The sequence below is a fragment of the Cupriavidus sp. MPR-AND1C genome (assembly GCF_058809705.1).
The window spans coordinates 1-12,104 of the sequence record NZ_JBXASU010000064.1; the positions used below are offsets into that span (position 1 = coordinate 1).

10 protein-coding genes are annotated in these 12,104 nt (G+C 67.8%); 8 read left to right on the top strand and 2 right to left on the bottom strand.

Annotated elements, in window-relative coordinates; genetic code table 11:
• Nucleotides 1-13 precede the first annotated feature (13 nt).
• The 8 genes from AC1RWI_RS27015 (at nucleotide 14) to AC1RWI_RS27050 (ending at nucleotide 10,612) form a co-directional block, all read left to right on the top strand.
• Nucleotides 14-832 (top strand): ABC transporter permease, encoded by an 819-nt coding sequence (locus tag AC1RWI_RS27015; protein WP_492869839.1) that lies wholly within the window; start codon nucleotides 14-16, stop codon nucleotides 830-832.
• Nucleotides 833-843: 11 nt separating this feature from the next.
• Complete coding sequence (locus AC1RWI_RS27020; RefSeq protein WP_043354726.1) at nucleotides 844-1,725, top strand: ABC transporter permease; 882 nt, start codon at nucleotides 844-846, stop codon at nucleotides 1,723-1,725.
• The gene (locus AC1RWI_RS27025) at nucleotides 1,718-2,791 is read left to right on the top strand and encodes an ABC transporter ATP-binding protein (RefSeq protein ID WP_043354725.1); all 1,074 of its coding nucleotides are present in this window, start codon (nucleotides 1,718-1,720) and stop codon (nucleotides 2,789-2,791) included. The genes AC1RWI_RS27020 and AC1RWI_RS27025 overlap by 8 nt, the downstream gene beginning before the upstream one ends.
• The gene (locus AC1RWI_RS27030) at nucleotides 2,788-3,651 is read left to right on the top strand and encodes a phosphodiesterase (RefSeq protein ID WP_043354723.1); all 864 of its coding nucleotides are present in this window, start codon (nucleotides 2,788-2,790) and stop codon (nucleotides 3,649-3,651) included. The genes AC1RWI_RS27025 and AC1RWI_RS27030 overlap by 4 nt, the downstream gene beginning before the upstream one ends.
• Nucleotides 3,652-4,140: 489 nt before the next feature.
• On the top strand, nucleotides 4,141-4,803 hold the full coding sequence (locus AC1RWI_RS27035; protein ID WP_492869840.1) for a response regulator: 663 nt from the start codon (nucleotides 4,141-4,143) through the stop codon (nucleotides 4,801-4,803).
• Between the two features lie 3 nt (nucleotides 4,804-4,806).
• Nucleotides 4,807-6,618 carry an ATP-binding response regulator gene (locus AC1RWI_RS27040; RefSeq protein ID WP_492869841.1) on the top strand — a complete coding sequence of 604 codons (1,812 nt, stop codon included), beginning with the start codon at nucleotides 4,807-4,809 and terminating at the stop codon, nucleotides 6,616-6,618.
• A 209-nt stretch (nucleotides 6,619-6,827) separates the two neighbouring features.
• Nucleotides 6,828-8,279 carry an aldehyde dehydrogenase family protein gene (locus tag AC1RWI_RS27045; protein WP_492869842.1) on the top strand — a complete coding sequence of 484 codons (1,452 nt, stop codon included), beginning with the start codon at nucleotides 6,828-6,830 and terminating at the stop codon, nucleotides 8,277-8,279.
• Between the two features lie 128 nt (nucleotides 8,280-8,407).
• On the top strand, nucleotides 8,408-10,612 hold the full coding sequence (locus AC1RWI_RS27050; protein ID WP_492869843.1) for a phosphocholine-specific phospholipase C: 2,205 nt from the start codon (nucleotides 8,408-8,410) through the stop codon (nucleotides 10,610-10,612).
• A gap of 29 nt (nucleotides 10,613-10,641) precedes the next feature.
• Here AC1RWI_RS27050 and AC1RWI_RS27055 read toward each other — a convergent pair whose 3' ends face one another.
• Nucleotides 10,642-11,274, bottom strand: coding sequence for a CDP-alcohol phosphatidyltransferase family protein (locus tag AC1RWI_RS27055; protein WP_492869844.1), 633 nt, complete (start codon nucleotides 11,272-11,274; stop codon nucleotides 10,642-10,644).
• A gap of 114 nt (nucleotides 11,275-11,388) precedes the next feature.
• Nucleotides 11,389-12,012 carry an HAD family hydrolase gene (locus tag AC1RWI_RS27060; protein WP_043354713.1) on the bottom strand — a complete coding sequence of 208 codons (624 nt, stop codon included), beginning with the start codon at nucleotides 12,010-12,012 and terminating at the stop codon, nucleotides 11,389-11,391.
• Nucleotides 12,013-12,104: the final 92 nt, after the last annotated feature.

Below are 12,104 nucleotides of genomic sequence, written 5' to 3' on the forward strand. Positions count from 1 at the left end.
AAACAAACCCATCATGCCTAAACGAAGCCCCCCACTCCTCCTCTTCGCCCTCCCGGCCCTGATCGTCTTCTTTGCCTTCTTCTGTCTGCCCATGGCGAAGCTGCTGGCGATCAGCGTCACGGGTGAAAAAGGCGCGAGCGTCTACTGGACCGTCATCTCAAGCGAGCGCTATCTGCACAGCCTGATGGTCACCGTGCTGCTATCGGCAACGGTCACGCTGGCCACCCTGATCATCGCCGGCATCACCGGCACCTTCCTGGAGCGCAACGCGGTGCCCGGAAAGGCGCTGCTGGTCGCCATGCTGACGTTCCCGCTCGCCTTCCCCGGCGTCGTCATCGGCTTCATGGTCATCATGCTGGGCGGGCGCAACGGCCTGCTCGCCATGGTGAGCGACTGGCTGGTGGGAGACCGCTGGACCTTTGCCTACGGCCTGGCCGGCCTGTTCGTCGGCTACCTGTACTTCTCCATCCCGCGCGTGATCCTGACGGTGATGGCAGCCGTTGCCAAGCTCGACACGTCGCTGGAAGAAGCCGCCCGCTCGCTCGGCGCGGGCCGCTGGCGCGTGGTGCGCGACGTGATGTTGCCCGCGCTGATGCCGGCCATGATTTCCAGCGGCGCGATCTGCTTCGCCACCAGCATGGGCGCCTTCGGCACCGCCTTCACGCTGGCCACGCAGCTCGATGTCTTGCCGCTGACCATCTACAACGAGTTCACCAACTACGCCAACTTCGGCATGGCCGCCGCGCTGTCCGTGCTGCTCGGCACGGTCACCTGGGCCCTGCTGGCGGTGGCGCGCTGGTTCTCGGGCGACGCCGTCGCCGCTACTGCCTGAGGCTACCCATGATGACGTCTTCCCGCCGCGGCAATGCCTACTGGCTGCAGCTCGCGCTTACCCTTCTGGTGTGCCTGTTCATGGTGGTGCCGGTGGTGCTGTCCGTGCTCGCCGGCCTCACCAACAACATCTTTGTCGGCGTGTCCAGCGGCCTCACCACGCGCTGGCTGGTAGAGGTGTGGGCGCTCTACCGCAACACCATCTTCCTGTCGCTGGGCATTGCCCTGGCGTGCCTGGCTTGCACCCTGGTGCTGGGCGTGCCCGCGGCCTACTACATGGCGCTGCGGCGCGGGCGCGTGACGCGCCTGATCGAGGAGCTGCTGATGCTGCCGGTGGCGGTGCCCGGGCTGGCCACCGCGCTTGGGCTGATCCTGCTCTATGGCGGCTGGCAGGCATTTCGCACGAGCTGGCTGTTTATCCTCGTGGGCCACGTGCTGTTTACGTTGCCGTTCATGGTGCGCTCGGTACTGGCCATCATGTCGGCCATCGATATCCGCACGCTGGAGGACGCTGCCGCCAGCCTGGGCGCAAACCGCATGCAGCGCTTCTTTACCGTGGTGCTGCCGAACTGCCGCCAGGGCATCCTGGCCGGGGCGCTGATGGTGGTAACGCTGTCGGTGGGGGAGTTCAACCTGACCTGGATGCTGCATACACCCACCACGCAGACGCTGCCCGTGGGGCTGGCCGACAGCTACGCCTCGATGCGCCTGGAGATCGGCTCGGCCTACACCATCGTGTTTTTCTTCATGATCATCCCGCTGCTGGTGCTGATGCAGGGCTTGTCCGCGCTGGGCGCGCGCGCCCGCAAGCACCAGCCGCTTGCCGACGGCGCCGACGCCAGTACGATCCCCGGCACCGATCCGCTCTCCACTTCCGAGGCCCGCCATGCATGAACCGACCACCATCACGCTGCGCCACTGCGGCAAGACCTTCGCCGACGGCACGCTGGCGCTGCAACCGCTCGACCTCGACATCGGCGCAGGCGAAACCGTGGTGCTGCTCGGCCCCTCGGGCTGCGGCAAGACCACCACACTGCGCATCATCGCCGGGCTGGAGTTCCCCGACGCCGGCGGCGTAGTCATGTTTGGCGATAATGATGTGACGCCGCTGCCGATCGAGCAGCGCGGCGTGGGCATGGTGTTCCAGAGCTACGCACTGTTCCCCAACATGACCGTGGCGGAGAACATCGCCTACGGCCTGCGCGTGCGCCGCATCGACGCGGCCGCGCGCCGCCGCCGGGTGGACGAGATGCTCGCCATGATGCACCTGGGGCCGTTTGCCGAGCGGCGCATCGACCAGCTCTCCGGCGGCCAGCGCCAGCGCGTGGCGCTGGCCCGCGCCATTGCCGTGCAGCCGCGCGTGCTGCTGCTCGATGAGCCGCTGACCGCGCTGGACGCAAAGCTGCGCGACGCCTTGCGCGCCGACATCAACCAGTTGCTGCGCAGCCTGCATATCACCGCCGTCTACGTCACCCACGACCAGGCCGAGGCGATGGCGCTGGGCGACCGCATCATCGTGATGGACCGTGGCCGCATCGCGCAGACCGGCACGCCGCAGCAGATCTACCGCGCGCCGGCCAATGCCTTCGTGGCGGATTTCATCGGCACCATGAACCGCCTGCCGGCCGTGCTGGAGGCCGATGCCTGGCGCGTGCCGGGCGGCCTGGTGCCACGCCATGGCACCGCCGCAAGCCTCGCCGCCGCGCCCTCGCCGCGCGCCGAACTGCTGTTCCGCCCCGAAGACGTGGCGCTGGCACAGGCCGAGGATGCCCACCTGGGCGGCTCAGTCGTCACCGCGCTGTTCCTGGGCAACTACACACGCTTGCTGGTCGACGTGGGCGCGCCGGCGCCGCTTGTCGTCGACACCACCCGGCGCGATGGCTGGCTCGCGGGCGACCGCGTGGGCCTGCGCCTCGATACCGGCCACCTGATCACGCTCCCCGAAGCGCTCGCCGCATGAACACCACCAACGACAACCCGGCCGGCACCTACCTGCTGGCCCACATCACCGACCTGCACATCAAGGCCGGCGGCAAGCTGTCCTACCGCATGGTAGACACCGCAGGCGCGCTGCGGCGCTGCATCGCGTCGCTGCTGGCGGCGCCGCAGCAGCCCGACTCCGTCGTCATCACCGGCGACCTGGTGGACTTCGGCACCGAGGAGGAATACCGCTTCCTGCGCGGCATCCTGCAAACGCTGCCGATGCCGGTGCGGCTCTTGCCCGGCAACCATGATCACCGCGCCACGCTGCGCCGCGTGTTTGCCGATCACGATTACCTGTTCGCCAACGGCGACGGCGACGCGCCGGTTCACTACAGTGTGGAGGCCGGGCCACTACGCCTGGTGGCCTTCGACTGCACGGTGCCGGGAAAGCCGGGCGGCCAGGTCGATCCCGCCGCGCTGCCGTGGCTAGAGGCCACGCTCGCGGCCGAGCCTGGCAGGCCCACGCTGCTGATGCTCCACCACCCGCCCTTTCACACCGGCATCGGCCACATGGACCGGCAGGGCCTGGCGGATGCCGCGCTGCTGGAGGCGGTGGTGCGCAGGCACCCGACGGTCGAGCGCGTGCTGTGCGGCCACCTGCACCGGCACATCACGCACCGCTTTGGCGGCACCATCGCCATGACGGCGCCGGGTCCCGCGCATCAGGTCACGCTCGATCTCGATCCGCAGGCGGCCTCGCGGTTTCGCATGGAGCCGCCCGGCTACCTGCTGCATCAGTGGGATCCCGCCCATGGGCTGGTCAGCCACGCGGCGGTGATCGGTGACTTTGGCGCAGACCATCCTTTCTTCGATGCCGCGGGCAAGCTGATCGACTGACCGGCCGGTCGACCAAGAAGGCAGTGGCACGTCGGCCAGCAACAGGTTGCATCCCCCAGCGGCCAGCCCATCCGGCAACACGAAACCGTGGCCGAAAAAAAACCCACTGCCGGGTGGTAGTGGGTAACAAAAGTGGTATGGGCGAGTCGCGGAAATCACCCATGCCTGCATGGTGACACCAGACGCCCGCAAACAAAATAATCCTTCCGGACTAGTGACCATCCCCGCGCCAAGCCTCCGGCGCCTGCATGCGGCAGGGCCATCTCCCCCGAGCGCCAGCGCACAGGCCATCTGCGGGGCGGTACCCTGCCAGATGCCACTGCGCCCCACCCATTCTTTCCCCTCTTTAGTGGGGAAATGGACAAGCCCACCATAATCGAGTCCAATTTGCCCTGGCGCTCGCGTAGACCGGAGCACAGCGCGTCACATTTTTCTCCACTTGTTCCATCGGCCGCAGCCTGCGCGCCGTGCGCCGGCCACCCCCAATCCATGCTCAACGCCCACCTGCTGCTCATCGACGACCACACCCTGTTCCGCACCGGCCTGCGCCTAGTGCTGGCGGACAGCCCAAGCGTGGCGAGCATCATCGAGGCGGGCTCCGTCATGGGCGCGGTGGAGGCACACCGTGCCGCCAGCGTGGATATCATCCTGCTGGACATCCAGATGCCCGGCCTCAACGGGATCGAGGGCATCAAGGTCTTGCGCCGCCACTTCTGCGCAGCACGCATCCTGATCGTGTCGGGCACCTCCGGACTGGAAACCATTCCCGCCGCCGCGCGCAAGGAAATTGCCGGCTTCCTGCCAAAATCCGCGAGCAGCGTCGAGATCGAAGACGCCATCGCCTCTTGCCTTCGCGGTGACACTTACTTCAACGCCGTCCCTGCCGGCGCCCGCTGCGGCAACCCGGATGGCCATGCCTGCGGCAATCCCTGCCAGGGCTACCAGGCCAGCTCGCTCACGCCGCGCCAGCTCGAAGTGCTGGACCAGCTCAGCCAGGGCCGCTCCAACAAGATCATTGCCCACCATCTGGGACTTTCCGAAAACACGGTGCGCGTGCACGTGGCGGCCATTCTCGATTACCTAGGCGTGGTCAGCCGGGTCGAGGCGGTGCTGGAAGCCCAGCGCCGCGGCCTGGTGCAGACGGGCAGGTAAGCCATGGCGCTTCTCCTCCCCCGCTTTGACGAACCGCGGCTGCTGGCCGCGCAAATGGAACTGATCGACCAGAGCTTCGGCATCGCCATGCTGGGCTGCGCGCTGGCGGCGTTCATCCTGGCCCTTGGACTGGTCCTCGGCGGCGGGCATCCGGGTGCGCTGCCCTGGGCGCTGACAATGGGGCTGGCCTGCGCCGCGGGACATTTCGGGCGGCGCCTGATACCCGAACGCACGGCCGAAGCCCATGCCGGGCGCTACGCGCGCGGCATGACATTGCTGCTGACGCTGATCGGCGCGCTCTGGGGGCTGGCGGCGTGGCTTTACATGGATGTGAAGACGCCCGCGACGGTGATCTGCATCCTGTCGCTGATCGCGGGCATGAGCGCGGCCGCGCTGGCGGTCTTCTCCGCCTGCCTGCCGGTTGCCGTGGGCTTCTTCATCCCGGCCATCGTGCCGGTCTGGGCAGTCTTCATCGTCACCGGCGACGTCGCTTACCTGCCCATGTTCCTCGGCGCGCCGCTTTATCTCATCGTGCTGATGATCTTTGCGCGCAACTATGCGCGCGTGGCACGGCACGGCATTGCGCTGCGCTTTGCCAACGTGGAGCTGATCTCGCAGTTGCGCGAGCAGACGGCCCGCGCGGAATATGCCCAACGCGAGGCCGAGGAAGCCAACCGCGCCAAATCGGTGTTCCTCGCCTCGGCCAGCCACGACCTGCGCCAGCCCCTGCATGCGCTCGGCTTGTTCGTGGTCACGCTGAGCCGCTCCGACCTCACCGACAAGCAGCGCCAGTTGCTCACGCACATCGAGGCTGCTTCCGGGGCCGCGCGCGAAATGCTCAACACGCTGCTGGACTTCTCCAAGGTGGACGCGGGCGTGATCACCGCCCGGCCGCGCGCCTTCCGCCTGCAGCCCTTGCTCTACAAGCTGGAGAACGAGTTTGCGCCGCAGGCCGATGGCCGCGGCCTGTTCTACCGGACCCGGGATACCACCGCCACAGTGTTCGCCGACCCGACGCTGGTCGAGCTGATCCTGCGCAACCTGATCGCCAATGCCATCCGCTACACCACCCAGGGCGGCGTGCTGGTGGCGTGCCGCCGCCGCGGCGAGCGCACCATGATCGAGGTCTGGGATACCGGGGTCGGCATTCCCATGACCCAGCATCGCGCGATCTTCAAGGAGTTCCACCAGCTGGGCAATCCGGAGCGGGACCAGCGCAAGGGCCTCGGGCTGGGCCTTGCCATCGTGGAAGGGCTGGCGCGCACCATTTCCACCCGCATCCTGCTGAACTCCCGGCCTGGTCGCGGCTCGGTCTTCCGCTTTGCCCTGCCCCTGACCGAGGACCGCGGCGAAACCCAGAGCGCCGGCCTGCATCACAAGCCAAGCCTGAAGGGGCTGCGCGTGCTGGTGATCGACGACGACCAGGAAATCCGGGTCGCCATGGCGGCGCTGCTGGAGAGCTGGCAATCGGTGTGCCTGGCCGTGGAGTCCGAGGAAGACGCGCTGGCCGCGCTTGGCAACTTCCAGCCCGACTTGCTGCTGGCCGACTATCGCCTGCGCGGCGAACGCACCGGCCAGCAAGCCATGATGGCGATCCGCGAGCGGCTAGGACAAGCCATTCCCACCGTCATCATCACCGGCGACACCGCCCCGGACCGGCTACGCAGTGTCCATGCCGGGGGCGCCGCGCTGTTGCACAAGCCAGTTGTGGCGCATCAGTTGCACACAGCCATGACGGCGCTGCTGCGCGATGCCGGCTGGCGACCGGACATTCCCCGGGGTGCCGCGGACCGGACAACATGCGCCGAAGGCTGACGGATGCGTCTGCCCACGCTTTTATCCCATCTGTATTCATGCTTTTTTCGTATTAATCAATCCGTCCTATTAATTGGACTTAGTGCCAACGCCCACCCACACTGCTTCGTGACAGCAGGCACGGGCGTCACCGGCAAGCCGTATTGCTTGCGCTAACGTGCCGCGAGGTTCACCGCCCCCAAGTCACCGACCCCAAGCGAGGAGCAACCATGAGCACGCAGCCCCAACTGCCAAGACACGACCTGCTGATCGACGGCAAGCGCCTGCCACCCGGCACCGGGGAGTATTCCACCGACATCAATCCGGCCACGGAGCTCCCGATCGCCCTGGTCGCGCAAGGCAGCGCGGCCGACGTCGACCTGGCCGTGAGCGCCGCGCGCGCCGCGCTCAAGGTCTGGTGCGGCCTGCGCGCGGCCGAGCGTGGCCGCATCCTGTACCGCTTTGCCGACCTGCTGGAAGCGAACCAGGAAGAGCTGACCGCGCTGGAAAGCCTGGATGCCGGCAAGCCGCTGGCCGCCGTGCGGCGCCAGGACATGCCGGCGGTGATCGACACCGTGCGCTATTACGCAGGCTGGGCCGACAAGATCAACGGCCAGGTGGTGCCAACCCGCCCCGGCGCGCTGACCTACACCGTGCGCGAGCCGGTGGGCGTGGTCGCCGCCATCGTGCCGTGGAATTTCCCGCTGATGATCGGCATGTGGAAGATCGCCCCCGCGCTGGCCTGCGGCTGCACCCTCATCGTCAAACCCGCCGAGATCACGCCGCTGACCGCGCTGCGCGTGGGCGAGCTGGCACTGCAGGCCGGCTTGCCGCCCGGCGTGCTCAATATCGTCACCGGCAAAGGCAGCGTCGTGGGCAATGCGCTGGTAGCCCACCCCGGCATCGACAAGGTGACGTTCACCGGCTCGCCCGGCGTGGGGCGCGGCATCATGCAAGGCGCCGCCGCCAACTTCAAGCGCGTCACGCTGGAGCTAGGCGGCAAGTCCGCCAACCTGATCTTCGCCGACGCCAATGTGGATGCCGCGGTGCGCGCCGCCGCCTCCGGCATCTTCTTCAATGCCGGGCAAGTCTGCTCGGCCGGCTCGCGCATCCTGGCGCAGCGCGAGGTCTATGACGAAGTGGTGGAAAAGCTGGCGGCGCGCGCCGCCTCGATCCGCGTGGGAGACCCCGCCGCGCCGGACACCACCATGGGGCCGCTGGTGTCGTCCACGCAGATGAAGACCGTGCTGGACTATGTGGAAATCGGCAAGCGCGAAGGCGCCATTGCCGTGACCGGCGGCGAGCGCGTGGGCGGCAAGGGCTACTACGTGCAGCCCACCGTGTTCGCCAACGTCGGGCACGAGATGCGGGTCTCGCAGGAGGAAATCTTCGGGCCGGTCGCCAGCGTGATCCGCTTCGAGGACGAAGCCGACGCCGTGCGCATCGCCAACGGCACCGCCTTCAGCCTGGCCGCGGGCGTGTGGAGCGCCGACATCGGCCGCGTGCACCAGGTGGCCGCCGAGCTCAAGGCCGGCACCGTGTGGATCAACACCTATGGCCATACCGACGTACGCCTGCCCTGGGGCGGGGCCGGCGACTCGGGGCTGGGCCGGGAGCATGGCGACGCTGCCATCGACAACTTCACCGAGCCCAAGGCGATCTGGCTGTCGCTGCGGCAATAGTGGCCAACCTGCGGCGGGGGGGGGGGCGCGCAGCCGGCGCGCCCGCGCCGCGTTAAGATGGCGGGCATGCGATAACAAGCCGTCCCGCAGCGCGTCCGATCCGCACCCAATCCGCGCCACGCCCTTTCATGCCCGACAGACGTAGATTCCTGCGTTCGGCGGCTGGCACCGTCGCCGCCGCCAGCACGCTTGGCCTGCTGCCGCCAGCCATCCGCAAGGCACTGGCCATTCCCGCCAACCATCGCGCCGGCACCCTGCGCGACGTTGAGCATATCGTGGTGCTGATGCAGGAAAACCGCGCCTTCGACCATTATTTTGGCGCAATGCGGGGCGTGCGCGGCTTTGCCGACCGCTTCCCGGTGCCGGTGGCCGATGCCCCGGGCCTTACCGGCAAGACGGTTTGGTACCAGCGCGACGAAAGCCAGCCCGGCGCGCCTGCCACGCTGGCGCCGTTCCACCTGGACACCGGGCGCCTGTTCGAGCTGATGCGCATCACCGGCACGCCCCACACCTGGTCGAACACCCAGGACGCCTGGGGCGAAGGCTGCATGCAGCACTGGCCCACCTTCAAGAATGGCCACGCCATGGGCTACTTCAGCCAGGCCGACGTGCCCTTCCAGTACGCGCTCGCCGAGGCCTTTACCGTGGCAGACGCCTATCATGCCTCGTTTCTCGGGGGCACCAATACCAACCGCTGCTTCCTGTGGAGCGGCACCAACGACCCGCTGGGCAAGGGCAACGGCCCGGCCATCGGCAACACCTACAACAAGCTGGGCGGCGGCAAGCCCGACGGCGGCTATGCCTGGACCACCTATCCCGAGCGGCTGGAAGCCGCCGGCGTGTCCTGGCAGATCTACCAGGACATGGCGAACAACTTCGCGCTCAATGCCACCGCCGGTTTCAAGCGCTATCGTGACGCCTTTCGCGGCGCGCCTGGCGCGCAGGCCACGCTCAAGGACAAGGCGCTCTCCACGCGCAGCCTGGGCCTGTTGCGCCAGGACGTGCTCGATGGCCGCCTGCCACAGGTGTCGTGGATCTGCCCCACCCGCCAGGGATCGGAGCATCCCGGGCCGTCCAGCCCGGCCCAGGGCGCCGCCTACGTCAGCGCCGTGCTCGACGCGCTTATTGCCGACCCGGCCGTGTGGAGCAAGACCGTGCTGCTGCTGATGTTCGATGAGAACGACGGCTTCTTCGACCATGTGCCGCCGCCGGCAGCGCCGTCTTACCTCTCGTGGCATGCAGACCCGGCGCAAGCTGTGCTTGCCGGGGCCTCCACGGTCGACACCCGTGGCGAGTACCACGGCCTGATCACCGGGGTGGAAGCCGACGACCATCCGCGCTACCTCCACCGGCCCTACGGCCTGGGCATGCGCGTGCCAATGGTGGCGATCTCGCCCTGGAGCAAGGGCGGCTGGGTCAACTCCGAAGTGTTCGACCATACGTCGGTGATCCGCTTCATCGAGGCCCGCTTCGGTGTGCCCGAGCCCAACATCACGCCGTGGCGCCGCGCGGTCTGCGGCGATCTCACGTCGCTATTCGATTTCGCCACGCCAAACCACGCCAGCGTCGTGGCCTCGCTGCCGGCCACCGCCGCGCTTGCCTCCCGGGCGGGCGCGCTGCCCGGCACGCGTACGCCTGCCATCCCGGCGCTTGCCGAATTGCCCAGCCAGGCCAGCGGCACGCGCCCGTCGCGAGCCCTGCCATACGCGCTGCACGCGCAGGCCCTGGCCGATGCCGGCCATGCGGCAGTACACCTGAGCTTGGCCAGCAGCGGCCAGGCAGGGGCGGTATTCCACGTCTACGACAGGCTGCACCTGGACCGTGTGCCGCGCCGCTATACCGTCGAAGCCGGCAAGCGCCTGACTGGCACTTGGGACACGCGTGCCGACGGGGGGCGCTATGACCTTTGGGTGCTCGGCCCCAATGGCTGGCACCGGCATTTCATCGGATCGGCAGGTGGCGCCAGTATCAGTACGGGCCCGGCCCCCGAGATCGAGATCGGCTACGACGTCCCCGCGCGAAGCCTGCGCATTGGCCTGCGCAATGACGCGGACCAGCCCTGCGAGTTCGTGCTTGCCACCAACGCGTACGTGGATGGCGCGGCCAGCAACGTCACCGTGCCGGCCCGCGCCAGGCACACGCTGGCGTGGCCGGTGCATGCGTCGGGCGGCTGGTACGACTTCACCGTGACGGTGGCCGCCCTGCCCGGCTACGCGCGGCGCTGCGCCGGGCGCATGGAAACGGGTGCGCCATCGGTCAGCGATCCCGCCATGGGCGGCCGTGCCATCGGGGAGCAGTGGCGGCCGCCGGAATCCTCCAGCCAGCATGCGTGAAGCACCTGCGCAGCAATGCTCGCGCGGCGCTACATCTTCGGGATGCGCAGGGTCTTGCTGATCATCAGCGAGCCGGAGAGCACGAACAGCAGCGCGAGCGGATGCAGGTCCGCAGGGCCGATCGACCACACGCCGCCGTAGAGCGCGTCGCCCACCCGGCCCTGCCACGCGCAAAAGGCCAGCACGGCGGTCAGCAGCACGCTGGTGGGAATCGGCGTGCCCTCGAAATACGCCACCTTGTCGCTGCCCTCGGACAAGGTCTCGGCGGTGACGTTGAAGCGTGCCAGCCGGCTCACGCCGCAGCAGACGAAGTAGATCAGCGCCGCCATGTCCCAGCCGCCGCGCATGCCCGCGGCGAACGCCAGCGTGGCCGGACCGACTCCGAAGGAAATGATGTCGGCGAGCGAGTCCAGCTCGCGGCCCAGCGCGGAATGCTGGTGGCGCCAGCGCGCGATGCGCCCGTCCAGCACGTCGAAAATGAAGGCCGCAGGCGCCAGCGCTGCCGCCGCCATGAAATGCGCTGGCGAGCCCGAAGCGATGTAGAACATGGCGAAAAACACCGATGCCATGCCGCAAGCGGCGTTGCCTAGTGTGAACAGATCGGCAAGATGCAACTCGCGGATCATGGAGAAATGCTTGGGACGTTCGGGTGGGAATGCCATGGCGGCGTGCTCCTGAATCCTCTGGCGCGTAAGACGCAAGACTGTCGGAATGACGGTCGGAAAACAAGGTCTGCCCGCAAGAAGCAAACCAGGCAATCGATCTGGCTGTTCTGGCTAGAAATGCAACCCTGCCGCGCGCAGCGCGCTTGCGGTCCGCGCGGCACTGGCGTGTTGCACGGCCTGCCAGCCCAGCGCGGTTGCCGCAGCCACATTGGCCGCGTTGTCATCGATGAACAGCAGCTCTCCTGGCGCGACGCCCGGCAGGCTGGCATCGATGCGCGCCTGCATGAGCCGGTAGATGGCCGGGTCGGGCTTGGCCACGCCAACCTCGCCGGACACCAGGATATCGCGGAACCATGACAGGAAATCACCGATGCGCACGGCATGCGGATAGGTTTCGCTGGACCAGTTGGTCAGCCCGAACAGCGGCACCTGCGCATCGTGCAAGCGCTGCAGCAGCGCCACGCCATCGGCCAGCGTGCCGCGCAGCATCTGCGGCCAGCGGCCATAGAACGCGCGGATCAGGCCGGCCTGCGCGGGATGCTCGGCCACCAGGGACTCGGTGGCCTCGTGCAGCGGCCTGCCGGCATCCTGGCGGATATTCCATGCCGGCGAGCACACCTCCGACAAGAACCGGGCGCGCTCCTGCGGATCCGGAATCAATTCGCGATACAGGTATTCCGGGTTCCAGTCGAACAGCACACCACCAAAATCGAACACTACGGCACGGACAGTCACGGTATCTCGTCAGCTGCGTTGAGGACAAGGCTGCATTCTCGCAGACTCTGCGCCGCGGCCAATATGAGAATTGGCTCAATCCGCGAGCCGGC